Source organism: Bacillus cereus group sp. MG1 (assembly GCF_040460035.1).
GTDB classification, from domain to species: Bacteria; Bacillota; Bacilli; order Bacillales; family Bacillaceae_G; genus Bacillus_A; species Bacillus_A cereus.
The window spans coordinates 1,485,858-1,512,074 of the sequence record NZ_JARVGY010000001.1 but is presented as its reverse complement, the minus strand read 5'-3'; the positions used below and the strand labels follow the sequence as shown (position 1 = coordinate 1,512,074).

The following is a 26,217-nucleotide window of genomic DNA, read 5'->3' as shown; positions in this document are numbered from 1 at the left end:
TGATTTAAGGTTATAAACTTAAATCATAAATAAAATATAGAGTAAAAACTATATACGAAATAAATGTAACGAAAACAAGGAAACATATAAACTGAGAATTAGATACATATTGTTCTATTCTTTTTTTCATGTTAATTCGTATTATTTTTCAAATGTGAAGTATCAATTGGAATTTGAGCTTTCCAAGAACCAATTACTTTTCCAATTCTAGTTATATTTACGTCTAAAGTAAGAGGCTGTTTAAAAACGTCTTTTTCTTCAGTAGTTATAACAAATGTAGCAACACCTTCAGGTCTATCATTATCACGAATGCCTATTTTATCTAACTTTTTACCTGCTGCCATAAGTTCAAAAGGAAGATAATCATCTGAATCATGGATAAATGATAGTCTCCCGTCATTTTTAATCTCAGGGTTTTCCTCTTGTTGCCCATCAATTTTACCATCACTCTCAAGATTTAATCCTGATGTATCAAATTCAAATGGTACTAAACTTCCGTCCGCTTTTTCCATTCTATAATGAACTGATATACGTGAATCTGCGATAAATACTTCTTTGAGATGTACAGTAATACCTTGATCTGTAATTTTTTCATCAATAGGAATATATTTACCATTCTTCATCATATCTTGTGTGATACCATTTTCATCTTTTATTCCTTCATTTACAACTTTATCATTTGTAATTGCATTAGAAAAATAGGAAGCAACATTTGTAGCCGCCACTTGTACTTGTGGAATCATTGCTGTTGTGAAAAGTGCTGCTGCAGCTACTGCTGTATAAATAAAACGTTTTGATTTTTTACTCATGTTTGTAAAGAGTCCCTTCTTTTGTTGTTTTTTGTGATTTATATTAGAAACATTGTCTAACTTGGAACGACTTTCAAATGTTTTCCATGCTTGTTCTATATCAATTTTGATTTCTTGTGGTGAATTTGCAGATTCTTCATCTAGCATTACGTTTTCCCATTGATTTAATTTACTAATTTCTATTAATAAATCTTGGCATGCTTCACATGTATCTAGGTGTTTTGTGAATTCCTTTCTTATATCATGAGAAAGTTCTCCATCAATATATGTTTGAATAAACCCGATATCATAACATTTCATCTGTTATGCCTCCTCCATTTGTTTATAAATCTTGCGAAATTTCATTTTGGCTCGGACCAATAATGTTCCAATAGAAGATATTTCAATTTGAAGTACTTCTGCAATTTCTTTATATTGAAAACCAGAGAATTTCATTAGTAAAAGGGTTCGTTCTCGATCATTCATTTTATTTAGTATCGTTTGGACCTTTGTAATTTCTTCTTTTCTTATCCAATCATCGTCTAATGATGAAACATTTTGTACTTCATGGTATTGTATTTCTTTATCAATCTTCGCTTGCTGCCTTTTTTCAGATCGAAAATGGTTATAGGCTACATAAGTAGAAGATTTAATCAACCATCCAGGTATGTTTTCAATCTCTTTCCAATCACTACGATATAATTGTAAAAATACTTCTTGTGCTAACTCTTCAGCGATAGATTGATCTTTAACAATCCAGATGATTTGTTTCACAGCGTAAGCATAGTACTGCTTAAATAAATCTTCAAAGGTCATATCAGAAGCATGACTTTCTTCATTTTCTATGGTTAACATGTTCGTTTAAACCTCACTTTCAATTTGATACCTGTATTATAGAGAAACCAGAAAAACGGATTTTGTGACAGTTTTTCTGGATATTTTTTATTATGTACTAAAAAAAGCATTCGTCTAATTAAAAGAGAAATGCAAAAAGGAAATGAAAACATAAAAACTATAACTCTTGCAGTAGTTGTCTATTAATGCACAAGAAAACAGTTAGTTTGTTGCCAAACTGTATCTAAACGTACAATTTCACTTCTTCTATTTTCATGAATATGTATAATTACATAAAATTTCAAAGAAAAAGAGAGTATACTTTCATATTGTGTAATAAAGATAAAGCCCGCCTACGGAAATAGGCGGGCTTTTTTTACTTATAAAGAAAAGACAACCTTTAAGGTGTCTTCCTTTTGAAATCTAGGTTGTCCAGTTTGTTTTACTTTGGTGCAATAGCAATATTGTTTGGAATAAAGTTTCACCATATTGCTATTAAACTAAAATATTAAGATTGCACTTAAACGAAATTTATAGCATCGAAGTTCATTTTGGAGGGGGAATGTAATACTACATTTTTAAAGTATTCGTTACACTTGAACCTCTGCACATTGCGTAGAGCTTTTTTCATGAAGAAAGGACACTCACGTGAGTGTCCTTTCGATAGTTTTTAGCAGAAGCAAGCAGCTCCAACGATGATTAATAAAATAAACAATACAACTAATAAAGCAAATCCTCCAGCGAAGCCACAGCCGCCACAACTACCACCAAAGCCCATAACAGTTCCTCCTTTAAATAGGAGGAGAAAAACAAAGGTTCACTCATGTGTTTTAACGGATTCCATTTACTTTATGCTTTTTACGAATAAATGGAGCAGGTCCTTTTCAAAATAGATTTATTCTTAGCAGGAGTTCAAAGGAAAAACAGGAGAATCCATATTATTCTTTAAGAGCGAATAGATAGAAATCCGCTTTTATACCTTTCATTAAAATAATACTAGCATTATATATTATAAGGAATACTTGTCCTTAATTGTAAATGAAAGGGGGGAATTGATATGAGCTATGGCTATGGTCATCCTCCTGGAAGATGTCATAAACATCACAATGAAACTTTGTCAACGGGTGTATTACGTAGACATTCCGCTACGTTATTTCTTACTGTTGAAGCTATGAATGTTGATCCAGATGATACTCGTAGAGTAACAGTTGAAATGTTTGATTGGTCATCTGGTTCTCCGGTATTGTTACCATTAATAGACCCTTCAACACAAACATTGCCACCTAATCGATATGTTACTTTTCGTTCAGCAGCTCTTCCTCCAGCACTTTTTGCTTATGAAGTAAGAATCATTCGTCCGAAAGATAGAGATGTTGTTACGAATGTTTTTGGTCTTAGTGCAATCGTATTTAACCCACAAGAAGGAAACAATGTTTTACAACATGATTTAGAAAAATTAGACCTTAAATAGATTTTATAAAGGTCTATTTATTGAGCATGATTAAAAAAAGAGTAGGATGTAATCCTACTTTTTTTAACGTTAATTAGAATTTTAAAAGAAATCCTTCATTATTTTAGCATCTTTAATATTCACTATCACACCTTCTACCTTATCTTTCTTCTCATCTTTAGCAATCGTAATTTGCTCCTTATTATCAGCCCACACAAGAAATTCTTCTTTTGAGTCATCTTTATATGTAACAGTAATAGTAGAATGTGCAGATTCTCTCTTTTTTTGATCTAGTGTGATTTGTTTAGGAGTGCCTTTTTGGACTGCTGAAACGATAGATTGTATCATTTTTTCGTTGTCTGTTTGAGATTTGGAAGTAGTATGATTTGTTGTTTTCAGTATTTCAATGTCTGTAATATTAGCAGAATTTAATTGAAAGGTATTTTGTTTATGTTCTTGCTTAACTTGTGAAGCTTTATCTGTAGCCGAGGTACTTGTACAACCTATTAAAGTGAAAGATAAAGCGGTTAGAGCGCATATAGATATGATTTTTTTCATAGTATCCCTCCTCAAGCTTAATTATAACAATTTTCTGTTAATTTAGGTGGTTATTGTAAGGAGAAGATGTTTTAAAGTGGTAAATGATGATGTTCATTCTCTATTAAAATTAAAATTCACATAACTTTTTTCATATTTTATGTTTAACATTTCGAAAATGGGTGTACTACATATAATATAACAAATAATTCATTTTAAAGGAGGAAGTTAAAGATGGAAACGAAGTATAGTAAACCTTTTGTATATGAATTTATTACGGAGAAAGAGGTCATGAATGCGGCGAATGATCTCGTGAAAAAAGGAATAGACCAAAAAGATATTTACGTATTAACGCATGAGAAAGATAGGACAGATAGAATTGCGGACAATGCAGACGTGAATACAATTGGGATAAAAGAGGAGGGACTTGGGACAAGCATTATTAACGTCTTTCAAAAAACAGGAGATCAGTTAAGAAATAAAATGCAAGAGTTAGGGCTTAATGAGGAAGAAGCGAACTTTTATGAAGAAAAACTGGATGAAGGGAAAATCTTGTTATTCGTTAAGGATTTAGAAAGAGTCGGTGAATGGTTACAAGAAAGAAGATGCATGTATTCTATTTAAATTTGTATCCTTTAAATCTATAAATCTATTACGAAAAGGAGATTGTAAATATGAGTGAGAACGGACTAAAAGAACAAGTTAAAGGTAAAGTTGAAAAGAAAAAAGGACAAGTAAAAGAAGGAATTGGTGAAGTTACAGAAGATAGAGAGTTGAAAAATGAAGGTAAGTGGGAAAAAACGAAGGGAACGATAAAAGAAAAAGTCGGAAAAGTGAAACAAAAGATAAGTGATGAATTGGATAATAAAGAATAATATATGTTCATCAAGCTTTAGTTACATACTAAAGCTTGATGAATTCAATATAAAACGAATATAGGAGGTTTAATTGTGGGACTTATTATTACGTGTATTGTAGGTGGACTTATTGGTGCGTTAGCTGGAATGATTACAGGAAAAGACTTTCCGTTAGGTATAGTTGGTAACGTGATTGCCGGATTAATCGGATCTTGGGTAGGTAGTGCGTTATTTGGTCATTGGGGTCCTGAATGGGGAGGCATTTTTGTTCTTCCAGCGTTATTAGGTGCAATCGTCTTTATTTTAATCGTTACATTCTTCTCTAGAATGCTGCGGAAAGCGTAAGTATGATAATAAATAGTAATCTTAAGTTTATTATATATAGTTATAAAGTTAATGAACTGATAAAAATACATAAAAAAGCATCCAATTAAACTAATTTGGATGCTTTTTTATGTATTTTACATAGGAATGAGTGGAGGATGAAGAACCCCCCACTCATTAACATTACACTTTCTATTATGTATTAAGCCATCGTTACCTTTTTACAATTATTTATTCTTACGACTTGCCTTGGTTCTATATGAGATAAGTCCTCGCTATTACTTATATCAACTACAATTGTATTCGTTAGTATGTTAATAATGGAACCAACTAATTTTGTAGCATGATCGTGTCGATAAGAAAATTGAACGAAATCTCCCTTTTTAAAGTTGTGCTCTTCCATAGATAGATCCCCCTAAAAATAATGTTTATACATTATACATACACAAAATTATAAGTTTTAAACATTTATTAGTACGATTTAAGTGTTAAGCCGAGAAAGGTGTAGAAAATTTATTTATAATGAAAATAAAAAAATATGTTTAAAACTAATTTTTATGGGTAATTAAATAGTAAAAGTTCGAGATAAGGGGGCGGAAATGATGAATTTGGCAATAAATATTTTGCAAAATGATGTAGGTTATACGGTACAACTTAATGGTGAGATTGATGCGTATACGGCATCAGATTTAAAAAATAAGGTAATGCCTATTACAAGCGAAAAAGAGGTTCATATTGTAGTAGATTTTCATAACGTAGATTATATGGATAGTACAGGCTTAGGAGTTTTTATAGCTTTATTAAAAGCAGTTAAGAAAAATGATGGGAAGCTAGAGTTTACTGGTGTGTCTAAAAGGCTAAAAAGATTATTTGATATTACAGGGCTAACAGAAATATTAAATTTGAATTCCGATTTTGAAAAAGTAGAAAGAAGGTGACTAGGGATGATGGAGAGATTTGAAAAGATAGAAATGAAAATTCCTGCAAAAGCAGAATATGTGGCTATTATTCGTTTAACAATGGCTGGTGTTGCGAATCGAATGGGCTTTGCTTATGACGATATAGAAGATATGAAAATTGCTATTAGTGAAGCTTGTACAAACATTGTACAACATGCATACAAAGAAGACGTTGGAGAAATTACAATTGTCTTCGGGCTATATGAAGATCGATTAGAAATTATGGCTGCGGATAATGGGGTTAGCTTTGATTTTAATAGCTTAAAAAGGAAAGTTGGTCCGTATGATATTAGTAAACCAGTAGAACATTTGCCGGAAAATGGTTTAGGTTTATATTTAATCAATACGTTAATGGATGATATACAAATTATGCATGATGAGGGCATGACAGTTTTAATGACAAAATATATACAAAGAGAGCAGGTGGAGAATGATGGAAATCCAATCTCAACCTACAAATCTTACTAAAGAAGACGTTATTAAACTAATTGCAGACTTCCAACAAAACCAATGTGATGAAGCACAGGAAAGATTGGTTAATCACTATAAAAATCTTGTATACTCCATTGCATATCGCTATTCAAAAGGCGGGCCTATGCATGAGGATATTATACAAGTAGGGATGTTAGGGCTCTTAGGCGCAATAAGAAGGTATGATTATTCGATAGGGAATGCTTTTGAGCCGTTTGCAATACCTACAATAGTAGGCGAAATAAAGAAATATTTACGTGATAAAACTTGGGGTATTCACGTTCCAAGGCGAATTAAAGATTTAGGCGGGAAGATTAAACTTGCTATAGAGGAGCTAACAGATCGTTTCCAGCGTTCACCGAAGATTAAAGAGATTGCAGATCATTTAGGACTATCCGAAGAGGAAGTGCTAGAAATTATGGATGCGAAAAATAATTATCGCGTATCTTCCTTAGATGATGTAGTTGAAAATTCATCTGATGGCAGTTCGGTAGCGAGGATTGAATCTGTAGGTGAAGTAGAGCAAGGATATGAAGAGGCAGAAAGGCGTCTCGTTTTAAAGGATATTTTCAACGTATTAAATGACACAGAAAAGAGTGTTATTCATTATATATTTGGAGAAAATTTAAATCAAAAAGATACAGGGGAACGGTTAGGTATTTCACAAATGCACGTTTCTCGTATTAAAAGACAAGCGATAAGTAAATTGAAGCAAGCAGCATTTTTAGATACATAAAAATTTAAAATCATTATGTTTAAAACATGAGAAAAGGGGTACTTATTAAATATAGGAGGAGATATAAAAATGTCACACGATGTGAAAGAACTAATCGAAGGATTGAATGAAGATTTAGCAGGAGAATACTCAGCAATTATTATGTATAACCATAATGCAGCTACAGTTTCTGGTATATATAGACAAGTGTTAAAACCTTTCTTTGAATCTGAAATTAGTGATGAACAAGGACATGCCCTATATTTAGCGGAGAAAATTAAGACGTTAGGTGGTACACCTACTACAATCCCTTTACGAGTGAAACAAGCAGAAGATGTTAGAGAAATGTTAGAATACGCTAGACAATCAGAATATGAGACAATTAAGCGTTATGAAACGAGAAAAGAACAGGCAGCGAAATTAAATATGACAGAGTTAGTTGTAAAGTTAGAAGATATGATTGCAGATGAAACAAATCATATGGAAGAATTAGATCGTCTTTTAAATGACAAAGCAATGGTATTAAATTAATAGTGGAAATTTATAGAATGAAAGAACAAACTCTCATTTCTGGGGGTTTGTTCTTTTGCTGTATAAAAATTATGTTAGAGTAGGAAATTTTCATTTTGTAACTGAGTATGCAATACTAGAAAATGATAATAGATTTACATTTTAAATAAGAAAAGGGGAAATAACTTGTGTCCATTTTAATTGTCGATGATAATCCGGTTAACATCTTTGTAATTGAAAAAATTTTAAAGCAAGCCGGATATCAGGATCTTGTATCGCTGAATTCTGCACAAGAGCTTTTCGAATACATTCAATTTGGAGAAGATTCTTCCAGGTATAATGAAATTGATTTAATACTGTTAGATATTATGATGCCTGAAATTGATGGACTTGAAGTTTGTAGGCGATTACAAAAAGAGGAGAAGTTTAAAGATATTCCTATTATTTTTGTTACAGCTTTAGAGGATGCCAATAAGTTGGCCGAAGCTCTTGATATGGGGGCAATGGATTATATTACGAAACCTATAAATAAAGTTGAACTATTAGCACGTATGCGTGTAGCGTTACGCTTGAAATCGGAATTAAATTGGCATAAAGAACAAGAAGAAAATCTTCGGAATGAACTAGATTTAGCTACGCAAGTACAAAGAAACTTATTAAGTAGCCCATTAAGAGAAGATTATATAAAAATTGAAGCAAGTTACTTACCTTCATTTAAATTAGCTGGAGATATGTATTATTGGTATAAAATCGATGAAAACCGCTACGGTATTATATTATTAGACGTGATGGGACATGGTATATCTGCTTCATTAGTTTGTATGTTTATTTCGTCTGTATTACGTGAAACGATTAAATCTTTAATCGATCCAGAACTTGTCATTAAAGATTTAAATAAATATATGACTCTTTTACATAATGAGAATGACGATATTCCATATTATTTTACAGCGATATATTTAGTAGTAGATACAGAAAAGAGAACGATTGAATATGTAAATGCAGGGCATCCTTCTGGATACGTTTTAGTCGATGAAACAAATATGTTTGAACTAAATCACGGGAGTTGTGCGGTAGGATTTTTTGATGAAATAAAAGTTAAAAAGACAGTTATACCTTTTGAGAAGAACGCTCAAATCGTATTGTTTACAGATGGTGTTCTTGAAGCAATTGCAAATGATGAATTTGAGGCTGAAGAGAAATTACGTACTTTTACAGAAAGAAAATGGGGAGATTTAGAAGGCGAGATAGAAGGGTTTTACAAGGAAGAACAAAAGAAAGCGCAATCAGATGATATGTGTCTAATTATGATACAAACGAATGCGAAATAAAAAGCGTATGAAATCCAAACAGAGGATTTCATACGCTTTTTATTGTATTTTTTGATAAATTTGTTCGCTAGGATTAAATTGGGTATAATGCGGCATTATATTTGAAAAACGAAGAGTTTCTTTATTTCCTAAACATAGAAAACCATTGTGACCTAAGCTTTCATAAAATAGTTGCTGCACTTGATTTTGAAGTTTACTTGTAAAGTAAATTAAAACGTTACGACAAAGTATAATATGAAACTCGTTAAAAGATTGATCGGTTACTAAATTATGCTGTGCAAAAATAATGTTTTGTAAAAGTGATGGATTAAAATAAGCAAAACGATTATCTGTTGAATAATAGTTAGAAAATGCTTGTGTACCGCCAGCTTGTAAATAATTTTTCGTATAAGTTTGCATTTTATTTAACGGGAGGATAGCTTGTTTTGCTTTTTCTAACACATTTGTATTCATATCTGTTGCGTAAATAACCGACTTTTCACTTAATCCTTCTTCGTGAAGTAAGATGGACATTGATAATACTTCTTCACCAGTTGCGCATCCAGCATGCCAAATTCTAATTTCAGGTTGCTTTTTTAATTCAGGAATAACATGCTCTCTAAGCGCTTTAAAAAAGGCAGGGTTACGGAACATCTCAGTTACATTAATCGAGAAATCATTTAATAACTGTTCTAAAACCCCTTCCTCGTGAATTACTTTTTCAATTAATTTTGAAATGGTAGGGATATTAGAGAGCTGCATTCTATTACAAATTCTTCTATAAATAGATGTGCGAGCATATTGGCGAAAATCAAATCCTGATAGTTTAAATACCGCTTCCAATAGTAATTCAATTTCTAAGTTCGTGCGCTCATCCGTATCTACTGATGGATCAAAATTATAATACTTATTTTCCACTCCAACTAAACCTCACTTATTTTATTAACCATACACTCATTACCGAATAGAGTTGATGTAGATTTAATGGTTTACTTATATAATCTGAAGCGCCAGCAGATAAACATTTTTCCTTATCATTTGGCATTGCTTTAGCAGTTAATGCGATAATAGGTATTTCATTTAACCCTAAGTTCATTCGGATATTTTCCATCGTTTCATAACCGTCCATATTAGGCATCATAATATCCATTAAAATAAGGTCAATATTTGTATTACTTTTTAGTATTTCTAAACACTCTAAGCCGTTTTGGGCAGTAATAATGTTGGCATTTTGTTTTTTTAATGCGTTTTGTAACGCAAATATATTTCGATGATCATCATCGACAATTAAAATGGTTTTCTCTTGGAAGACGTTATTTGTTTCGGGAGTAACGATAGTTTCTTCAACAACTTCAGCAGGAATAACATCTTCTATCGTTGCTGCGACTTCTAAATTGGATAACTGTATATCTGGTAATCCATTTGGAAGGTTAGGAATATATACCGTGAAAGTACTACCTTCTCCTACATTACTCTCTAACGTAATCCAACCACCTAACAATCTAGCAAACTCTTTACAAATAGATAAACCTAATCCTGTACCACCATACTTCCGAATCGTTGCGCCATCTGCCTGTTGAAAGGCTTCGAAAATAAGTTGATGCTGTTCTTTAGCGATACCAATACCAGTATCTTTTACTGAAATTGTAATCCAATCTTTACTTATAGACTGCATATCATGACTTAAATTACTTGTTTCTATCGAATCGAAATGTAAAGAAACGGATCCTTTTTCTGTAAATTTAAATGCATTGGATAATAAGTTTTTAATAATTTGCTCAATCCGTTTTGCATCTGTATAAAACAGATCAGGAATCGTATCACTGTCTTCAATAGTAAATTCGACATTTTTTTGTGCAGCTATATGTAAAAAGTTTTGATGCATATTGGCTGCCATGTCACTTATGTTCGTTGCTTCAAAAATGATGTCTAGTTTGCCTGCTTCTACTTTAGATAAATCGAGTATGTCATTAATTAAAGTAAGTAAGTCTTTCCCTGATGAATGAATGACAGTTGCTAATTCAATCTCATCGTCGGATAAATTGTTATTATGATTTTCTCTTAACATTTCAGATAATAGTAAAATACTATTTAACGGTGTGCGTAATTCATGTGACATATTTGCTAGGAACTCAGATTTGTATTTTGAGCTGCGTAACAACTCGCTTGCTTTTTCTTCTAATTCTGATTTAGTAATTTGTAAGTCAGCTGTTTTCTGCTCAGCCTCTTCAGTTCTAGACTCTAATTGTTCATTCGTTGTTCGTAATTCTTCTGCTTGCATTTGTAGTTCTTCCGCTTGCGTTTGCAATTCTTCTGATTGAACTTGTAACTCTTCTGTCATTGCTTGTGATTCATGTAAAAGAGTTTGAATTCGCATACGTCCCATAATGCTATGGATTGTTAAACCTAGATTATCAACGGTTTGTTGAATTAAATCTTGATGTAAATCTGAAATCTCAGTTACACTTACTAACTCCATTACTGCGATCACTTTATCCTCAAATAAGATAGGGATGATTAATAGATTTTTAGGACGTATTTCTAATACTCCGCTAGTGACATAACGAAACTCTTCGGGTATATCCCTGAGAATAAAACTTTTCTTTTCTAAGGCAGACTGTCCAATAAAACCTTCACCCATTTGAATGGATTGTTTCCCAATATCAGCACCTTGATCGGCGAAAGAAGCTTTCTTCACATAGTAGACAGTGTCTTCAATTTCTTCACGTACATAAAATGCTCCGCAAGAAGTTTGCGTTTTTTGTATAATTCCACTAAGAATTTTTTTACCTAACATCTCAATAGAAGATACACCTTGATACATTAAAATTAATTCTGCAAGCTCAGTTTGTAACCATTCTCTTTTCGATATTTCGTCTAGTAAGTGATTCGTTGTATGAGCAAGATCTTTTATTTCATCACGTGTGTTTACATGAATTCTTTCCGTGATTTTTTCTTTAGAAGAAATGGATTTAATAGCTTGAATTACATTTTTAATCGTTTTTGTAATGGAATTCGAAATATAGAGTGAAATGATAATAGAAATACAAGAAAGTAAGAACAATAAACTGTATAACCAAATTTCTAATTTATTATTTTCAGTATCTAATTGTGCTGCTCTTTTTTTCGTTAATTGCTCCTCAGTGCTACGGAAGTTAGTTACCTGTGACTGTAATGACTGAATTTGAGTCGTGTCGATTGTTTGTACATTATTACTATTATGATTTGCAATTAACGGGTGAATCTCTTTATTTATCCAACTAATAATATTTTCGTTAATCTGTTTTAATTTTTCTTGCTGAGATGGGTTATCCTCTAATAATGAGAAAAGATCTTGATAATGCTTTTCGTAATCCTTTTCCGCAGAATTAAGAGATTGTACGTAATTTGGATTATTAGAAATGATAAACCCTTTCGCTTTATTTTCAATTGTTAGTAAATCTTTCTCCACTTGATTTGTTAAATTGAGAACTTTAAAATCGTGATCAATAATAAAATTACGAGATTTTTGTAAATTAGAAATCTCATTGTTCAACATAATGAAAGAAACAAGTAAGAACAAAATGATAACTAAATAACCAGCCATAATTTTGTAGCGAATACTAAATTTTGCTTTCGAGTTCATTAAAAATTCCTACCTTCAAGGTTATTAAAACTTTTCTATTTTAAAGAATGAAAAACGTAATATATATTATATCAGTTTTCATAAGGCTAAACTAGAAATCCCCCTATTGTATTAGGGGGTTCTTTTTTAATAGGGGAAATCATTTTGAAATATAAAAACATATATGAAAGGTAGTAAACGAGGGAATAGAGGATAACAAATATTCTAAGAAGGGAAGAGTGTTCTTAAAGCTCTTTTTGCATCTATTCCTTCAAAAATAAATAATACAAGATCTCTCTTTTTTACAGTAAGGAAAAAGGATACTAGAGTGCTTAAGTTTTTAATAGAAGTAAGTGCTCCGTGTTTACCTATAAATACATTCGTTTGAAATGTTGTCATTAAAGCATAAAAATGATGAATCTGCGTTATTGTAGGTATTTCATTATAAGAAATAGTAGTAGAGTGAATGGCGTTCATCGTAATATTCCTTTCCATATAGTAAGCATAACAATATAAACATACCCGTTTTAAAAAATGTTAAACACATAAATAAGAAAAAATATAATTATAGTTTTTACGTTTAGAAAAGGTTAGGAAGGGTATACATATACTACAAAGAGATTGACTGAAGATGAATTGTAAGATGTCTATGTTTAGTAGATTAGTCTATCAAAATATACTTTTACTTTAAATAAAAAGGAGCCTGGTATACATGAATGAAATGATGATTAATATTACATTTGATTTAATTTACTTGTTAAGTAGTTCACTTGTAGTGCTTTTACTATTCGCTTTTTTCATAAATGGTTATGTTAATAGGAAAATTAGTGTATACAGAAATGAAGAAAAATAAAAATACATTATATAAAACTTTAGGAGGTTAATAGTTATGAATGTAGATAGAAAAATAGTAGGTGTTTTTAGAACAATTGATGATGCAGCACTCGTTATTAATGAATTAAATGATAAAGGATATTCAGCAGATAACATTTCAGCTATTGCGAAAGATCAAAAGGAAATTGAACATCTAGAAGAAAAATCGGGTGAAAAAGTGAATAGCGAAACTGCACATAAAGCAGATATCTTTTCAGCGACAGGGCTTGTAGCTGGAGGAGTAGCAGGCGGGCTCGGTGGTTTATTAACAGGTCTTGGTATACTTGCCGTATCTGGAATGGGTCCAATTGTAGCAGCAGGACCAATCGCAGCAGCTATTGGAGGAGCCGGTATTGGCGGAGGAGCTGGAAGTTTAATAGGAGCATTTATCGGCTTAGGAATCCCTGAAGACCATGCTAAAAAGTATGAAGAATATATTTACGATGGAAATATATTAATTTTAGTAGATGCAAAATTAGATGATAAGTTAGAAATCTATAAAATATTTGATAAGCATAATGCCTATAACTCTGATTTCTTTAAATAAAATGTAAACAAAGTGAATATCGTTTTTGATCTTACAACTTTGGCGCGGCCGAGGAGTCGTATGACTATAAGAGAGGAAGGGCTTATAGTAAAAGATCAAGTCCTATTATGATATTGAGAAGGGAAGAGGTGTCTATTCGTGATTGTAAAAATATTAAAGGATAGTAGTAATAGTTTCCTTTGCACAGTTCAAAATAAAAATGGAGATCAGTATGTGAAAAAATGGTTTAGTAAACATGAAAATAATAAAGAATTAGGGCGACCAACTTTTAAAGAAGTAGAAAAGGATTGGAAAGAAAATAGAGACTCGTTTATGTATCCAAATATTAAAGCGCTTTATTAAAATGAAACATAAAGCGCATTTTATTATTACAAAATTGTCACACTCCTGTAAGGTAATTCAATAGATTAGTTACTTTTTCCATGTCATAATAAAGACATAAGAAAGCTAATTAAAACTACAACTTATTAGGAGAGTGTCAGTCATGATTGTAACAACAACTTCTGGAATTCAAGGTAAAGAAATTATTGAGTATATTGATATTGTAAATGGTGAAGCGATTATGGGTGCAAACATTGTCCGAGATTTATTCGCTTCCGTTCGTGATGTTGTCGGTGGTCGTGCTGGTGCTTACGAAAGTAAATTAAAAGACGCACGTGATATTGCAATGGATGAAATGAAAGAACTTGCACGACAAAAAGGTGCGAACGCTATCGTTGGTATTGACGTAGATTATGAAGTTGTTCGTGATGGAATGTTAATGGTTGCTGTAAGTGGTACAGCTGTACGTATATAAGTAAATAAAAAACAGGCTCACCCCTTGAAGTTTATGCTTTGAGGGTTTTTTTTGTTTTTAAGTTGTAGAAGTAAACTCCAGTTGCAAGGGTAAAATGAAAAAGAGACAGTGATGCTACATATATGTAGTGTGAGTGCAAACTTTATAATAAATAATAAAGTTGTTATTTGAGATAATGGAAGAATTAGTGGTATAAATAACTTTATAGATAATAATCACAATAGAGAAGACAGAATGTTCATGGATGGAATGGTTAAGGGGATTTTCCAATCTGTAATAAAAAACGGAGGTACCGAGAACGTTTTACAGATGTCTACTACATAAAATTTATAATGGATTGGGGGCAATTTTTATGTTTTGGTTAGGATGTTTTTTAGGATACATTGTAGGTTCTGTTATTACATGTGCGCTACTTTACTTTGGATATAGATCCAATGAAAATAAAAAAGCGGATATGCAAAAAGGGGAGGAGAGAAAAATCAATAAAAGAGGTGTATAGTAGGCGAAAGGTAAGGTGATAACATTGATGCAAAAATAAAGGACAGTTACATATTTCATATGATTACTATGTACTGTCCCGCTTATTCCTTTTGGATTAGGAAAAATTGTTTCCTGTCTTGCTATAAAATTCATAGGCAAAAAAACCAAATAAATAGCCTATTCCGGATCCTAAACTAATTGAAAGTAGTAAAGAATCAGGAGAAAATATGCCGACAATAATACCGATCAAACACCCTAAAAGCATTGCCATTGGTATTAAACTGTCTAATAAAATTTGAGTGTTTTTTGATTTTTTCTTACCTAATTTGCCGTGCTTATATTTATGTTCCAATCTTTTTATTACAAATACTACAATTCCCCCGACTAGTATAATAGGCCAAATTGCCGAAATGAACCACATGTTAGAAGCTCCATTCGTTTTTTAATTAAATTATACCATATATTAACATTTTAAATTTAAGCGGAGAAAAGGTCTTCTGCATTTCTTCTCCTTTTATTCATGACTAAAGTTAATAGGAGTAAAATTAAGCTTAAAAGTGCCATTATAATAAAAACTTGCGTATAACTATCAAAATAGTCACGAGCTATCCCAGCTAGGACAGGAATGAATCCGCCCATAATATATCCTCCTGATTGCATCATAGCAGTCCATGCACTTGCATCTTCTGAGGTTTTTGTTTCATATAGCGGCAGCATAAGAGCGAGTGGAAATACGCCGCCGAGCCCGATACCTAGTAAAATAGAAGGGATCCATGGTGTAGTTAGTGGGTAAATCATAAGCGATAAACCTACGATTACAAAGCATATACTCCCTAATAACCAAAGTGCTCTGTTTTTATAAATATCCGCTAATGTCGGAATTAAAAAGCTACATATCATTTGGATCACGGTAAAAACAGTTATAAGAGTACCTGCTTGCTTACTACTCACACCCATACTTTGATTTGCCGGCGCAAGCCAAGTCGTAATGGAATAAAAGATTCCTGATTGTAGCCCGAAAAGGATTGTAAATAACCATGCTTTTTTATTTCTTAAAGGCAATTTATTATTCTTTTTATTTTGTGTGTTCGTCTTCTTTTTTCGTTTCATAACAGGATACCAAAACATAATAGCGATAATAGTTAGTGCACCCCAAAAAGCGAGTGCCATATTCCAAGATCTTTTTAATACATGTTGTAAAGGGATTGTTAAACCTGCACTTAAAGAAGCGCCAGTTCCCATACCTACTGAATATATGCCAATCATTAAGCCAATTTTTGTAGGGAATTTTTCTTTAATAAAACCTGATAGTAAAGGACCTGCAAGTGCAATTCCAATACCGATAAATAAAGAACTCGCGAATAATGTGGAAATGGAAAAGGTAAAAGCTCTCATACATGTTGCCAAGCCGATTAAAATAAGACAAGTCATAATTGATTTTTCTGCCCCGTATTTTTTAATTACCTTCCCAGTCAGTAAGGCGAATGTCCCCATACAAAAAACAGGAATAGCTGTTAAAAAACTAACGGAAAAATTGCTTATATTTAAGTCTTGTCGGATTGTTTCTAATAAAGGTGAAACAGATGTAATTCCGATACGTAAATTAATGGAAACAAAAAATAGTGCTAGTATATACAAATAAGTTCGTTCTTGCTGTTTCAATTTCATTTTCTCCTTTCTTAAACATCAGATGTTATTGAGTATATCATCTGACGTTTTTGTGTAATAGATAAGGAGCTTATTTCAGCTCCAAATTTTGAACAGCGTATGTTCGCGCCTCTTCGGTATTTTGCTTTAAAATAGCTTGGAATAACTTTTCATGAATGCCAGAGTTGTCTTCATAGTTCGCTGTATGTAATATTAATTGACTTAAAATATGGCGAAGGGCAGGTACGAAAGATTGATACAAATCAAATAGAACTTCGTTTTTGCTCGCCTTTGCAATGGCTAGATGAAACTGAATGTCTGCATCTATGTATGCTACATAATTTCCTTCTTGAAGGGCATTTTTTCTTTTATTCAAATGTCCTTTTAAATATAAAAGATCCTCTTCGCTTCGGCGTTGTGCCGCTAACATTGCTACTTCTTTATCTAACATATTTCGTGCTTCATACACATGATTTATATTAGCTGCTTGCAGTCTTTTTTCAAATGAATCTTGCGTTGTATTTAATGAGACAATACGAGTGCCTTGTCCTTGTCGAACTTCTAATACGCCAGCATGTACTAATATCTTTATACTCTCTCGCAGCGTTGAACGTCCTACCCCTAGCTCTTCCATTAATTGCGGCTCTGTAGGGAGGCGATCACCAACTTCATACTCGCCAGAAAAGATTTTCTCTTGTAGACGTTCCAATACTTCATCGACTAATTTTCGCCGAGATACTAAAAGAGATTCTTTTATGGCATTCAATAACTCGTCAAAAACACTTTCCCTTTCGTTTTCTCAGCAGACTGTACAACATCAACTGCCGCTTTCACATCCGCTAATTCATACGTAGAATGGACTTTCATAAAACGTAATTGCTCATTTTCTACTAAACGAATTAAGTGACGAAACGTTTCTTGCCATTTATATGGTGACACTTCATCATTCCAATGTCGTAAATGAAATATGTTTGCGTGCACTTTTGCTTTTGTGACAATCTCGGCCCAGTTCACTTGTATTCCTGATAGAAGACCGATCGTTAAAAAATGCCCGTTTGGACGTAAGGAAAAAGCTAATTCATTTCCATCCGGTCCTCCGATAGAATCAATCGCAGCATCCGCACCAATCCCGTTTGTTAATTCCATAACAGTTTCATAAAGCGGGGCAGTGGAAGTATCAATTACATATGCAGCACCAAGGCGCAGTAATTCTTCTGTATGCTTATTATTTCTTGTAACGGCAATTAATCGGAAATTTAAAATTTGGGATAACTGCGCAAATAGATGTCCAATAGCGGACCCACAAGCATTCACTAATAAAACGTCATTACGCTGTAAGTTTAACGTTTCTGTACAAGTAACCCACGCCGTAAGGGGATTAATATACATTTGTGCCGCTGTGAAATCATCAATGGAATCAGGAATAGGGACTACAAAATCAGCTGATGTCTTCACATATTCTTGCCAAGTACCTTCCCCGCGTAAAGGTAACACTCGTTTACCGATAAGCTCTCGAGAAACAAAAGCGCCAACATTTTCTACAATACCAACACCTTCATAGCCAGGTATGTTAGGTAAAGGAATTCTATGAGCGTACGCTCCTGTGATGGGAATTAAGTCAGATGGATTAATCGGTCTAACTAGCATACGGACGAAAACTTCATTATCTTTCAGTGGTTCTATATTTTTATATTCAACTTGTAATACGTCTTTTGGATTGCCAAACTTATGAAATTGAATGCATGTTCCAAGCAAAGTAATTTGCCCCCTTAGTTTGATTGGGTTTATTATAGCATTTTTAGTTTGGATGGTTACTTTGTTAGTGATAAATAGGGTTTTTAATTTACGTATTTATCAGAATTTTATAAAATGTGTATATAACTATAAAATGGGGGGATTTCTTCATGTGTACTAGTTTGACGTTACAAACTAAAAATTTCCAACATCTTTTTGCGAGAACAATGGATTTCACATTAGATATGAATCAGGAAGTAATAATCATTCCTCGGCGTTATCAGTGGAACAATATAACTGGTGAAACTATCCGAGCGAAAAAGGCTGTTGTCGGAATGGGAATTAATCATGAAGGAAGGGTCATTATGGCGGACGGAGTAAATGAAGCTGGTATGACGTGTGCCACTCTCTATTTCCCGGGATTCGCTACTTATAGTAACAGTATAGATAACCATAAAACGAATTTAGCGCCATTTGATTTTGTAGCTTGGAGCCTCACGCAATTTAATTCTGTTGAAGAGTTAAAAAAATCTGTTGATAACATTTCCCTTATAGATATACCATTACCAGTTTTAGGAATTACTCCGCCGCTACATTGGATTTTAGCAGATAAATGGGGAGAGTGTATTGTACTTGAGCCGACAACTGATGGACTAAAAATGTATGACAATCCATTAGGAGTGATGACTAATAGTCCGGAGTTTAATTGGCATTTACAAAATTTAAGACAATATATTGGACTTAAATCGCAGCCATTTGCGCCAACGGAGTGGGGAGATGTACCATTAAGTGCTTTTGGCCAAGGTTCAGGAACGATGGGACTTCCTGGAGATTTTACCCCGCCATCAAGATTTGTGCGGGCAGCATATGGAAAACAAAACATTCAAGGTATAGAGAACGAAGAAGAGGGGATATCTGCTATTTTTCATATCTTATCAAATTGTGAGGTTCCTAAAGGGTCAGTAATAACAGAAGACGGAACATTAGATAATACCATCTATACGAGTGCAATGTGTATGGAATCTGGAACATATTATTACCATACTTACGATTGTAGACAAATTATAGCTATTCATTTATTCCATGAAAATTTAGATACAGCTGAGATTAAAACTTATCCGTTTCAGCGGAAACAAAAAATATTTTATGAAAACTGAAGCGCCCCTGAAAAAGTGAAACTAATAAAAACACCTCCATTTAATTTGCATACTTAGTATGCGAATTTAGGAGGTGTTTTTTATCATTTACCAATATTCAGGTTTACTTCTTGCTATTCTATTAAGCCGAAGCCTTCTTCATTCTCTCAAGTAAACTAGACAACACATGCGTACGATAAGATTCTAGTTTTTTACCTTCATAAGTACGGATACCTAATTTTTTAAGTTCTTTTACATACCAACCTTTGCTTCCGAAATACATGTGATCGCTCCCCTTCAACTTTGTTTTTATTTATCCTGATTGAATATGGAGGTACAGGAATTATAATGAAGGAAATGAATTTCGCGCGAAAATGGTTAACTTTGTTGCAAAAGACATATATACTAAAGATAGTATACAACGAGGTGGACAAGACGTGATTATAGAGAAGCACGAAATTCAAATTGACCAAATTACGAGCGGTAAAGTGAATATCTTTACTTTCTATCGAAATAGAAAGCAAATTGATGATCATTTTTTACGATTGCAAGAACCATCGCTTACAGCAAACTACTTCTTCCATTTTCATTTTGATGCAGAGAGCTTGCATTTACTGCAGGAAGAGTTTCCAGGCGTATATCCGTACGACGGTAGTGAAACGATTCACGACTGGACGGAAAAGATGAAAGCAGAATTGCAACATCAGATCCAAACAGGTAAATGGGATAAACGCGTACGTATCGGTAATCGCATTCTAGATGTGGTGTTTACGTGGTGTGACGAAGATATAGTAGAGTGAAAAAGAAGCGGATGACGCTTCTTTTTTTAGCGCTGGAATAAAACGAGCTTACCTGCAGTAGATGTACAGCGATGTGTTTTTTCATACAATCCTTTTTCTTGTAAGATAGATTCACCTTTTGCTTTCGCTTCTTTTTCAGTTGCCGCCTCGAATGATTCGTCTAATGCTTTTGAACCATCTTTTTCAAAGACTGTTAGAACGTATACTCCCATGAAAATTCCCTCCAATATTTAAAATCAGAATCTTATAATTATTTTGACATAAAACGCTACAATATGCAAAGAAATATATGACATTGCGTGGTAAAATAGAATGAAACTTTAATCATCGAGAATATTTTTATTCTCGGTGATTATTAGTTTTCAGCGATTTTAATTTTGATAAGATGAAACTTTTGAAAGATAGAAAGGATCGTTATTTGTGAAACAAGTAAAGTTTATACATGCGGCTGATTTGCATTTGGATAGTCCGTTTAAAGGGATGGAGATGAATGTTGCCCAGTCTGTTTGGGAGAGAATGAAGCAAAGTACGTTTGAATCATTTGAGCGTATTGTTGATAAAGCGATTCAAGAGCGCGTTGATTTCGTATTACTAGCTGGGGATTTGTATGATGCGGAGACGAGAAGTTTGAGGGCGCAAGTGTTTGTGCGTGAGCAAATGAAGAGACTTTCGCAATACGATATCCCTGTTTTTATTATTCACGGTAACCATGATCATTTAGGGGGAAGCTGGGCAGCAATTGAGTTTCCAGAAAATGTTCATGTATTTACGGAGCCTTATGTAGAAGAGAAATCATTTTATAAAAATGGTGAATTGTTAGCTTCTATTTACGGGTTTAGTTATTTGCAGCAAGCGGTAACGGATAATATGACAGCGCAGTATACGAAAATGAGTGATGCGCCTTTTCATATTGGTATGCTTCACGGTAGTGTGGAAGGAGATGCAGAGCATAATCGCTATGCACCGTTTCAAATTCGTGAGTTGAAAGAAAAACAGTTTGATTATTGGGCTCTTGGCCATATACATAAACGTGAAATTTTATCAGAAGAACCATACATTATTTATCCAGGGAACATACAAGGTCGTCATCGTAAGGAAACAGGCGAGAAGGGTGCATACCTTATTGAACTTACGAAAAAAGGATCGCAGTGTTCATTTTTCCATACGGCAGATGTTGTATGGGACGAAATCGAGGTTGGTATTGATGGACTTGACACTGTTGATGAACTTATGACAAGCATATCTACTGCGATGAATGAATGCCGAAGAGAAGAGGAAGGTACGCTATTAACTGTCGTATTTACAGGACAAGGCCCACTTTCACCTTATTTGCGCGACGAAAAGCGTGTGGAAGAGATTTTTCACATTTTAGCATCTGGAGAAGAGCGAAAAGATTTCGTATATGCAATGAAGTGGAAAAATGAGACGGTTTCTTTTGCGGAAATCGAACGTTTGAAAGCGGAAAATCATTTCGTCGGTAGTGTGCTAAAGGAGTTAGAAGCTTTCACTAATATGGACGGAGTATTGCGCACTATTTGGACATCTCCTGTAGCGCGTAATAGTATTGAATCTTTTACAGAAGAAGAGAAGAAAGAGATTCAAAAGGAAGCAGAAAATATTATTTTAGAACAATTATTCCAGCAAGAGAGGGATAAAAAATGAGAATTGAAAAACTCCATATTTATGGGTACGGAAAATTAGAAAATGTGGAAATGGATCTTTCCTTGCTGACAGTGTTATACGGTGAAAATGAAGCGGGGAAATCGACAATTCGCTCATTTATGAAAAGTATTTTATTCGGTTTTCCGACGAGAGGACAGCGCCGTTATGAGCCGAAAGAAGGCGGGAAGTATGGCGGTGCGATCACTGTGCAAACAGAGCAGTACGGTCGTTTGAAAATTGAGCGATTGCCAAAGACGGCAGCTGGCGAGGTGACCGTTTATTTTGAAGACGGGAAAACGGGCGGAGAAGAAATTTTAAACGATATATTAAGCGGGATGAATGAAAATTTATTTGAATCTGTCTTTTCATTTGATATGCATGGCCTTCAAAACATTCATCAGCTTGGCGAAGCAGATATTGGCAATTATTTATTTTCGGCAAGTGCAGTCGGAAGTGATGCGCTATTGCAGTTAGATAAAAAGCTAGAAAAAGAAATGGACCAGCGCTTCAAGCCGAGTGGTCGTAAACCAGAAATTAACGTGTCATTGCAAGAGATGAAGAAACTTGAAGAGAAGATGAAAGAGTGGCAAGGGAAAATTGGCACGTATGAAAAGCAAGTGGAGCAGTTAAAAGAAAGTGAAGAGAAACTTGCTTCTGTTCGCGTGGAAAAAGAGAATGCAGAAAAGCGGAAGCAAGATTATGAAATATTAGCAGCGCTTGAGCCTCTCGTTATTGAAAAGCGTGCGCACGAGAAAGTGTTAGAGAACGAGAGCGGGCAGTTTCCTGTAAACGGAATGGCGCGTTATGAAGCAATTAAGGCGAAGATGGAGCCGCTTCAATTACAAGTTGATTCGCTCCACAAGAAAATTGAGACAGTGCAATCGGAAATTGCCTCGATTCAAATAGATGAAGAGTTTTTACAAAAAGAAAGTTATGTAGAAGAACTTCGTATGCAGCATATGTCTTACGAAAATGCACGCCAAGAAATGCGTGATATGACAGGAAGTATTACGAATATAAAAGAAGAAATCGCAGAACTAGAACAACAAATTGGTGCTACTTTTGAAAAGGAAACAGTTCTTTCATTTGATATGAGTTTGGCAACGAAAGAGTTAATTACGCAAACAGTGCAAAAGGCGCGCGAATTAGAAACGCAAAAAGCACAGCTCGATGATCGTTTTAAAGTAGCGCAAGAGCAATTAGAAGAACAAGAAGAAAATATAAGGCAGATTAAGAAACAAATGTTAGCGGATGAAGAGAGAAATGTGTTAGTTGAGAAAGAGAAATCGTTCCAAGATGCGGCGTTTATCGGTATGGGCGCAGAGAGAATGAAGCGCAAGTATGAAGAGAAAGCAGGAGCAGCTAAGCAAAAGAAAAAGCAGTGGCAAAGAGTTTGTCTTCTTTTACTTCTTATTAACACAGGCGTTTTATTCACAAGCTTATTTATAGATAACCGAGCGCTCTTATTTATTAGTGTCATTGTTTTTGTAGGGATTGTTCTCGCCCTTGTTTTATATAAAGATCCATCAAGTGGATTACAAGAAGAGCTCCTTACACTTCAGCAAAGTGCTGGCGGGAGACAAAGTGAAGAAGCGATGTCTGTTCGCTATCAGTTAGAAAAAGATGAAGAGATTCGGAAGTTATTTGAGCGCGAGTCTTATAAGTTACAGCAATTGGAACGAGCGTATGATAAAGTCGTTTCATCGTATGAGGAATGGGAGAGAGAAACGTTCCAGGCGGGAGAACAAGTCGATGCATATAAAACGCGCTATATGTTTCCTGAATTTTATACGTATGCACACATCTTGCCGGCGTTTGAGCGTATTGAAAAAATGCAGCAATTATATCGGGAGTTAGAGAAGCAAGGTACGCGAAAATCTTCATTATATGAAATGATTTCGCAATTTGAACATAAACTAGAAACTGTTATCGGTAGTGCGGAGTATAGTAAGCTACACGAGGCACAAAGCCGTATGCAAAATGAGAAAGAGAAGCGCCAAACTTGTAAGCAGTTAAAAGAAAAACTGGCGGAATGGCAAGAAGAATATGAGTTTATGCAAGAACAATTAAAGCAATTACTAATAGAACGAGATGGTTTATGGCATATTGCAGAGTCTATAGATGAAGAGGTGTTTTTAGAAGCAGGTAAATTAGCGGAAAAACGTGAGGATGCAGAGAAGCAAGTGGGGCGTTTATTGCCGCAAATTGATCTGTTAGAACAACGTTTAACGAGTTTATCATTAGCTGAACATTATGAAGCTGACGGTTATGAAGGAAAATTAAAGCAAGAAATTACAACTGTCCAAAACTGTCTTACGAAAGAGAAAGAACTGACAGAGCGTATTGCGAAACATCGTATGGAAATTGCGAATTTAGAAGAAGGTAGTACGTACGGCGATTTAATGCATGAATGGGAAATGAAAAAAGCGCAAGTGCGTGAACAAGTGAAGAAGTGGGCTGCTTATGCGGCCGCAAAGACAGTGTTAACGAAAACGAAGCACTATTATCATGAAGTTCATCTTCCTCGTATTTTACAAAAATCAGAAGAGTATTTCGTCTATTTAACAGGCGGACGCTATAGTAAAATCTTTTCACCGTCAGAGGCAGAACCGTTTATCGTTGAACGTAACGATGGTATGCGTTTTTACAGTCATGAACTAAGCCAAGCGACAGCGGAGCAGTTATATTTATCGCTGAGATTTGCGCTCGCGAAAACATTCGAACATGATTATCCATTTATTATTGATGATAGTTTCGTGCATTTTGATGCGGTAAGGACGAATCGAACGATTGAACTTATAAAGGAAATTGCAAAGGATAGACAAGTCATATTCTTTACATGTCATGCGCATTTACTTGCGTATTTTCCAGAAAAACAGATTATAAAATTAACACATATGCGTAAAGAAAATGAGTTGTAGTGTGCTATACTAAAAGTAACTGATTTGGTGGAGGAATTCGAATGAAAAAGAAAATTGCAGAGTATGAAGTTGGTGAACAAGTCGATATTTTCTTGTTAATTAAAACAGCGACAAAAGGTATCGCAAGCAATGGAAAGCCATTTTTAACAGTAATCTTACAAGATCCAAGTGGAGACATTGAAGCGAAGCTATGGGACGTATCACCAGAAGTTGAGAAACAATATGTAGCGGAAACAATCGTGAAAGTAGCTGGTGATATTTTAAACTACAAAGGACGTATTCAATTACGTGTGAAACAAATTCGTGTTGCGAATGAAAATGAAGTAACAGATATCTCAGACTTCGTAGAAAAAGCACCAGTGAAAAAAGAAGATATGGTTGAGAAAATTACGCAATACATATTTGAAATGAGAAACCCGAACATTCAGCGTCTAACAAGACATTTATTAAATAAGCATCAAAACGAATTTTTAGACTATCCAGCAGCGACAAAGAACCATCACGAGTTCGTATCTGGACTAGCTTATCACGTCGTATCAATGCTTGATTTAGCGAAAGCTATCTCAAATCTATACCCATCGTTAGATAAAGACTTACTATATGCAGGCGTTATTTTACATGACCTTGGTAAAGTAATCGAACTATCTGGCCCAATTTCTACAACGTATACGTTAGAAGGAAATTTACTAGGCCACATTTCTATTATGGTGAACGAAATTGGTAAAGCAGCAGACGAATTGCAAATCGATGCAGAAGAAGTATTAATTCTTCAACACATCGTCCTTTCTCACCACGGAAAAGCGGAATGGGGTAGCCCAAAACCACCATTAGTAAAAGAAGCAGAAATTCTGCATTACATCGATAACTTAGATGCAAAAATGAACATGATGGACCGCGCATTAGGACGCACAAAACCAGGCGAATACACAGAGCGTGTCTTTGCACTTGATAATCGTTCGTTCTATAAACCGACGTTCCATAATTAATAGTGTGAATAAAGTGGCCTCATTAAGTGTTAATACGCTTAGTGGGGCTGTTGTATAATGATAATAAAGTTATTGAATTTTGATTATTAAAAAGCTAAGAGCCTTACTACATTCTACGTAGCAAGGCTCTTTAAAGTTGTTTCAAATTACATCCATCTGTTCGTTCAAGTGTAACTATTCGCAATTATTTGATATTATATAGGTGAATAGAAAGATACATTAAAAATTAGTTTCGTAGTTGTAAAAGGAGGTTATTTATATTATTCTCTTATAATT

33 protein-coding genes are annotated in these 26,217 nt (G+C 34.1%); 19 read left to right on the top strand and 14 right to left on the bottom strand.

What is annotated here, in order from left to right; all coding sequences use genetic code 11:
• Positions 1-131: 131 nt before the first annotated feature.
• The 3 genes from QCI79_RS07825 to QCI79_RS07815 all read right to left on the bottom strand — a co-directional run bounded on the left by QCI79_RS07825 (position 132) and on the right by QCI79_RS07815 (position 2,400).
• A complete protein-coding gene (locus QCI79_RS07825; protein ID WP_000650408.1) occupies positions 132-1,109 on the bottom strand; it encodes a DUF4179 domain-containing protein in 978 nt (325 codons plus the stop codon).
• 3 nt (positions 1,110-1,112) lie between these two features.
• The gene (locus QCI79_RS07820; RefSeq protein WP_000955501.1) at positions 1,113-1,643 is read right to left on the bottom strand and encodes an RNA polymerase sigma factor SigX; all 531 of its coding nucleotides are present in this window, start codon (positions 1,641-1,643) and stop codon (positions 1,113-1,115) included.
• Positions 1,644-2,292: 649 nt separating this feature from the next.
• Complete coding sequence (locus tag QCI79_RS07815) at positions 2,293-2,400, bottom strand: YjcZ family sporulation protein (protein WP_000505670.1); 108 nt, start codon at positions 2,398-2,400, stop codon at positions 2,293-2,295.
• A gap of 279 nt (positions 2,401-2,679) precedes the next feature.
• Between QCI79_RS07815 and QCI79_RS07810 the strand changes: the two genes are divergently transcribed.
• On the top strand, positions 2,680-3,093 hold the full coding sequence (locus tag QCI79_RS07810) for a hypothetical protein (RefSeq protein ID WP_000120205.1): 414 nt from the start codon (positions 2,680-2,682) through the stop codon (positions 3,091-3,093).
• Between the two features lie 81 nt (positions 3,094-3,174).
• On the opposite strand, the gene QCI79_RS07805 is transcribed toward QCI79_RS07810, so the two are convergent.
• Positions 3,175-3,630, bottom strand: coding sequence for a hypothetical protein (locus QCI79_RS07805; RefSeq protein WP_000720859.1), 456 nt, complete (start codon positions 3,628-3,630; stop codon positions 3,175-3,177).
• A 213-nt stretch (positions 3,631-3,843) separates the two neighbouring features.
• Between QCI79_RS07805 and QCI79_RS07800 the strand changes: the two genes are divergently transcribed.
• The 3 genes from QCI79_RS07800 to QCI79_RS07790 all read left to right on the top strand — a co-directional run bounded on the left by QCI79_RS07800 (position 3,844) and on the right by QCI79_RS07790 (position 4,811).
• Positions 3,844-4,233, top strand: a complete 390-nt coding sequence (locus tag QCI79_RS07800) for a YflT domain-containing protein (RefSeq protein ID WP_000448802.1) — start codon at positions 3,844-3,846, stop codon at positions 4,231-4,233.
• A 50-nt stretch (positions 4,234-4,283) separates the two neighbouring features.
• A complete protein-coding gene (locus QCI79_RS07795; protein ID WP_001293468.1) occupies positions 4,284-4,484 on the top strand; it encodes a CsbD family protein in 201 nt (66 codons plus the stop codon).
• Positions 4,485-4,559: 75 nt separating this feature from the next.
• Positions 4,560-4,811, top strand: a complete 252-nt coding sequence (locus QCI79_RS07790) for a GlsB/YeaQ/YmgE family stress response membrane protein (RefSeq protein ID WP_000522903.1) — start codon at positions 4,560-4,562, stop codon at positions 4,809-4,811.
• Between the two features lie 181 nt (positions 4,812-4,992).
• Here QCI79_RS07790 and QCI79_RS07785 read toward each other — a convergent pair whose 3' ends face one another.
• Positions 4,993-5,193, bottom strand: a complete 201-nt coding sequence (locus tag QCI79_RS07785) for a hypothetical protein (RefSeq protein ID WP_000391011.1) — start codon at positions 5,191-5,193, stop codon at positions 4,993-4,995.
• A 196-nt stretch (positions 5,194-5,389) separates the two neighbouring features.
• On the opposite strand from QCI79_RS07785, the gene QCI79_RS07780 reads away from it, so the two are divergent.
• The 5 genes from QCI79_RS07780 (at position 5,390) to QCI79_RS07760 (ending at position 8,776) form a co-directional block, all read left to right on the top strand.
• Entirely contained in the window at positions 5,390-5,728 is a 339-nt protein-coding gene (locus QCI79_RS07780) for an STAS domain-containing protein (RefSeq protein WP_002060869.1), read from the top strand.
• A 6-nt stretch (positions 5,729-5,734) separates the two neighbouring features.
• Positions 5,735-6,217, top strand: a complete 483-nt coding sequence (rsbW, locus tag QCI79_RS07775) for an anti-sigma B factor RsbW (protein WP_000970579.1) — start codon at positions 5,735-5,737, stop codon at positions 6,215-6,217.
• Positions 6,180-6,956 carry an RNA polymerase sigma factor SigB gene (gene sigB, locus QCI79_RS07770; protein ID WP_002100806.1) on the top strand — a complete coding sequence of 259 codons (777 nt, stop codon included), beginning with the start codon at positions 6,180-6,182 and terminating at the stop codon, positions 6,954-6,956. The genes rsbW and sigB overlap by 38 nt, the downstream gene beginning before the upstream one ends.
• A 69-nt stretch (positions 6,957-7,025) precedes the next feature.
• Positions 7,026-7,466: a ferritin-like domain-containing protein gene (locus QCI79_RS07765; protein WP_000017765.1), complete on the top strand. Its 441-nt coding sequence runs from the start codon at positions 7,026-7,028 to the stop codon at positions 7,464-7,466.
• Between the two features lie 167 nt (positions 7,467-7,633).
• The gene (locus tag QCI79_RS07760) at positions 7,634-8,776 is read left to right on the top strand and encodes a fused response regulator/phosphatase (protein ID WP_000025534.1); all 1,143 of its coding nucleotides are present in this window, start codon (positions 7,634-7,636) and stop codon (positions 8,774-8,776) included.
• 39 nt (positions 8,777-8,815) lie between these two features.
• Here QCI79_RS07760 and QCI79_RS07755 read toward each other — a convergent pair whose 3' ends face one another.
• The 3 genes from QCI79_RS07755 to QCI79_RS07745 all read right to left on the bottom strand — a co-directional run bounded on the left by QCI79_RS07755 (position 8,816) and on the right by QCI79_RS07745 (position 12,836).
• Entirely contained in the window at positions 8,816-9,673 is an 858-nt protein-coding gene (locus QCI79_RS07755; RefSeq protein ID WP_000429042.1) for a CheR family methyltransferase, read from the bottom strand.
• Between the two features lie 16 nt (positions 9,674-9,689).
• Positions 9,690-12,380, bottom strand: a complete 2,691-nt coding sequence (locus QCI79_RS07750; protein WP_001084954.1) for an ATP-binding protein — start codon at positions 12,378-12,380, stop codon at positions 9,690-9,692.
• 204 nt (positions 12,381-12,584) lie between these two features.
• Positions 12,585-12,836, bottom strand: coding sequence for a hypothetical protein (locus tag QCI79_RS07745; protein WP_000991345.1), 252 nt, complete (start codon positions 12,834-12,836; stop codon positions 12,585-12,587).
• Between the two features lie 235 nt (positions 12,837-13,071).
• Here QCI79_RS07745 and QCI79_RS07740 point away from each other — a divergent pair, with 235 nt between their 5' ends.
• The 5 genes from QCI79_RS07740 to QCI79_RS07720 all read left to right on the top strand — a co-directional run bounded on the left by QCI79_RS07740 (position 13,072) and on the right by QCI79_RS07720 (position 15,074).
• Positions 13,072-13,212 (top strand): hypothetical protein, encoded by a 141-nt coding sequence (locus tag QCI79_RS07740; protein WP_021728431.1) that lies wholly within the window; start codon positions 13,072-13,074, stop codon positions 13,210-13,212.
• Between the two features lie 36 nt (positions 13,213-13,248).
• Complete coding sequence (locus tag QCI79_RS07735) at positions 13,249-13,779, top strand: general stress protein (protein ID WP_001100090.1); 531 nt, start codon at positions 13,249-13,251, stop codon at positions 13,777-13,779.
• 138 nt (positions 13,780-13,917) lie between these two features.
• Positions 13,918-14,121, top strand: coding sequence for a DUF4028 family protein (locus QCI79_RS07730; protein ID WP_000635852.1), 204 nt, complete (start codon positions 13,918-13,920; stop codon positions 14,119-14,121).
• Positions 14,122-14,263: 142 nt separating this feature from the next.
• Positions 14,264-14,575 carry a heavy metal-binding domain-containing protein gene (locus QCI79_RS07725; protein ID WP_000637506.1) on the top strand — a complete coding sequence of 104 codons (312 nt, stop codon included), beginning with the start codon at positions 14,264-14,266 and terminating at the stop codon, positions 14,573-14,575.
• A gap of 352 nt (positions 14,576-14,927) precedes the next feature.
• Complete coding sequence (locus QCI79_RS07720; RefSeq protein ID WP_000498632.1) at positions 14,928-15,074, top strand: hypothetical protein; 147 nt, start codon at positions 14,928-14,930, stop codon at positions 15,072-15,074.
• 96 nt (positions 15,075-15,170) lie between these two features.
• Here the strand turns inward: QCI79_RS07720 and QCI79_RS07715 are convergent, their stop codons facing one another.
• The 4 genes from QCI79_RS07715 to QCI79_RS07700 form a co-directional block, all read right to left on the bottom strand.
• On the bottom strand, positions 15,171-15,476 hold the full coding sequence (locus QCI79_RS07715; protein ID WP_000264240.1) for a hypothetical protein: 306 nt from the start codon (positions 15,474-15,476) through the stop codon (positions 15,171-15,173).
• A gap of 56 nt (positions 15,477-15,532) precedes the next feature.
• Positions 15,533-16,723: an MFS transporter gene (locus QCI79_RS07710; protein WP_021729350.1), complete on the bottom strand. Its 1,191-nt coding sequence runs from the start codon at positions 16,721-16,723 to the stop codon at positions 15,533-15,535.
• Positions 16,724-16,793: 70 nt separating this feature from the next.
• Positions 16,794-17,468, bottom strand: coding sequence for a FadR/GntR family transcriptional regulator (locus QCI79_RS07705; RefSeq protein WP_021728432.1), 675 nt, complete (start codon positions 17,466-17,468; stop codon positions 16,794-16,796).
• Positions 17,465-18,457 (bottom strand): zinc-dependent alcohol dehydrogenase family protein, encoded by a 993-nt coding sequence (locus QCI79_RS07700; protein WP_000901744.1) that lies wholly within the window; start codon positions 18,455-18,457, stop codon positions 17,465-17,467. The genes QCI79_RS07705 and QCI79_RS07700 overlap by 4 nt, the downstream gene beginning before the upstream one ends.
• 149 nt (positions 18,458-18,606) lie before the next feature.
• Here QCI79_RS07700 and bsh point away from each other — a divergent pair, with 149 nt between their 5' ends.
• Positions 18,607-19,593, top strand: coding sequence for a choloylglycine hydrolase (bsh, locus tag QCI79_RS07695; protein WP_000337594.1), 987 nt, complete (start codon positions 18,607-18,609; stop codon positions 19,591-19,593).
• Positions 19,594-19,714: 121 nt separating this feature from the next.
• Here bsh and QCI79_RS07690 read toward each other — a convergent pair whose 3' ends face one another.
• On the bottom strand, positions 19,715-19,855 hold the full coding sequence (locus tag QCI79_RS07690) for a YflJ family protein (protein ID WP_000273536.1): 141 nt from the start codon (positions 19,853-19,855) through the stop codon (positions 19,715-19,717).
• A 154-nt stretch (positions 19,856-20,009) separates the two neighbouring features.
• Here QCI79_RS07690 and QCI79_RS07685 point away from each other — a divergent pair, with 154 nt between their 5' ends.
• Positions 20,010-20,372 (top strand): hypothetical protein, encoded by a 363-nt coding sequence (locus QCI79_RS07685; RefSeq protein ID WP_000582775.1) that lies wholly within the window; start codon positions 20,010-20,012, stop codon positions 20,370-20,372.
• A gap of 26 nt (positions 20,373-20,398) precedes the next feature.
• Here the strand turns inward: QCI79_RS07685 and QCI79_RS07680 are convergent, their stop codons facing one another.
• A complete protein-coding gene (locus QCI79_RS07680; RefSeq protein ID WP_000539552.1) occupies positions 20,399-20,584 on the bottom strand; it encodes a YhzD family protein in 186 nt (61 codons plus the stop codon).
• A gap of 208 nt (positions 20,585-20,792) precedes the next feature.
• Between QCI79_RS07680 and QCI79_RS07675 the strand changes: the two genes are divergently transcribed.
• Genes QCI79_RS07675 through yhaM form a run of 3 tightly spaced genes read left to right on the top strand, consistent with a single transcriptional unit; the run spans position 20,793 to position 25,941 of the window.
• The gene (locus tag QCI79_RS07675) at positions 20,793-22,034 is read left to right on the top strand and encodes a metallophosphoesterase family protein (RefSeq protein ID WP_000815698.1); all 1,242 of its coding nucleotides are present in this window, start codon (positions 20,793-20,795) and stop codon (positions 22,032-22,034) included.
• Positions 22,031-24,955: an ATP-binding protein gene (locus QCI79_RS07670; RefSeq protein ID WP_001217601.1), complete on the top strand. Its 2,925-nt coding sequence runs from the start codon at positions 22,031-22,033 to the stop codon at positions 24,953-24,955. Before QCI79_RS07675 ends, QCI79_RS07670 begins: the two co-directional genes overlap by 4 nt.
• A 41-nt stretch (positions 24,956-24,996) precedes the next feature.
• Positions 24,997-25,941 carry a 3'-5' exoribonuclease YhaM gene (yhaM, locus tag QCI79_RS07665; protein ID WP_000726639.1) on the top strand — a complete coding sequence of 315 codons (945 nt, stop codon included), beginning with the start codon at positions 24,997-24,999 and terminating at the stop codon, positions 25,939-25,941.
• Positions 25,942-26,217 lie beyond the last annotated feature (276 nt).

Bases quoted from the DNA above. Each gene is read 5' to 3' on its own strand.
- QCI79_RS07825 (WP_000650408.1), bottom strand. From the start codon at position 1,109: ATGAAATGTTATGATATCGGGTTTATTCAAACATATATTGATGGAGAA.
- QCI79_RS07820 (WP_000955501.1), bottom strand. From the start codon at position 1,643: ATGTTAACCATAGAAAATGAAGAAAGTCATGCTTCTGATATGACCTTT.
- QCI79_RS07815 (WP_000505670.1), bottom strand. From the start codon at position 2,400: ATGGGCTTTGGTGGTAGTTGTGGCGGCTGTGGCTTCGCTGGAGGATTT.
- QCI79_RS07810 (WP_000120205.1), top strand. From the start codon at position 2,680: ATGAGCTATGGCTATGGTCATCCTCCTGGAAGATGTCATAAACATCAC.
- QCI79_RS07805 (WP_000720859.1), bottom strand. From the start codon at position 3,630: ATGAAAAAAATCATATCTATATGCGCTCTAACCGCTTTATCTTTCACT.
- QCI79_RS07800 (WP_000448802.1), top strand. From the start codon at position 3,844: ATGGAAACGAAGTATAGTAAACCTTTTGTATATGAATTTATTACGGAG.
- QCI79_RS07795 (WP_001293468.1), top strand. From the start codon at position 4,284: ATGAGTGAGAACGGACTAAAAGAACAAGTTAAAGGTAAAGTTGAAAAG.
- QCI79_RS07785 (WP_000391011.1), bottom strand. From the start codon at position 5,193: ATGGAAGAGCACAACTTTAAAAAGGGAGATTTCGTTCAATTTTCTTAT.
- QCI79_RS07780 (WP_002060869.1), top strand. From the start codon at position 5,390: ATGATGAATTTGGCAATAAATATTTTGCAAAATGATGTAGGTTATACG.
- rsbW (WP_000970579.1), top strand. From the start codon at position 5,735: ATGATGGAGAGATTTGAAAAGATAGAAATGAAAATTCCTGCAAAAGCA.
- sigB (WP_002100806.1), top strand. From the start codon at position 6,180: ATGATGGAAATCCAATCTCAACCTACAAATCTTACTAAAGAAGACGTT.
- QCI79_RS07765 (WP_000017765.1), top strand. From the start codon at position 7,026: ATGTCACACGATGTGAAAGAACTAATCGAAGGATTGAATGAAGATTTA.
- QCI79_RS07750 (WP_001084954.1), bottom strand. From the start codon at position 12,380: ATGAACTCGAAAGCAAAATTTAGTATTCGCTACAAAATTATGGCTGGT.
- QCI79_RS07745 (WP_000991345.1), bottom strand. From the start codon at position 12,836: ATGAACGCCATTCACTCTACTACTATTTCTTATAATGAAATACCTACA.
- QCI79_RS07740 (WP_021728431.1), top strand. From the start codon at position 13,072: ATGAATGAAATGATGATTAATATTACATTTGATTTAATTTACTTGTTA.
- QCI79_RS07735 (WP_001100090.1), top strand. From the start codon at position 13,249: ATGAATGTAGATAGAAAAATAGTAGGTGTTTTTAGAACAATTGATGAT.
- QCI79_RS07725 (WP_000637506.1), top strand. From the start codon at position 14,264: ATGATTGTAACAACAACTTCTGGAATTCAAGGTAAAGAAATTATTGAG.
- QCI79_RS07720 (WP_000498632.1), top strand. From the start codon at position 14,928: ATGTTTTGGTTAGGATGTTTTTTAGGATACATTGTAGGTTCTGTTATT.
- QCI79_RS07715 (WP_000264240.1), bottom strand. From the start codon at position 15,476: ATGTGGTTCATTTCGGCAATTTGGCCTATTATACTAGTCGGGGGAATT.
- QCI79_RS07710 (WP_021729350.1), bottom strand. From the start codon at position 16,723: ATGAAATTGAAACAGCAAGAACGAACTTATTTGTATATACTAGCACTA.
- bsh (WP_000337594.1), top strand. From the start codon at position 18,607: ATGTGTACTAGTTTGACGTTACAAACTAAAAATTTCCAACATCTTTTT.
- QCI79_RS07690 (WP_000273536.1), bottom strand. From the start codon at position 19,855: ATGTATTTCGGAAGCAAAGGTTGGTATGTAAAAGAACTTAAAAAATTA.
- QCI79_RS07680 (WP_000539552.1), bottom strand. From the start codon at position 20,584: ATGGGAGTATACGTTCTAACAGTCTTTGAAAAAGATGGTTCAAAAGCA.
- QCI79_RS07670 (WP_001217601.1), top strand. From the start codon at position 22,031: ATGAGAATTGAAAAACTCCATATTTATGGGTACGGAAAATTAGAAAAT.
- yhaM (WP_000726639.1), top strand. From the start codon at position 24,997: ATGAAAAAGAAAATTGCAGAGTATGAAGTTGGTGAACAAGTCGATATT.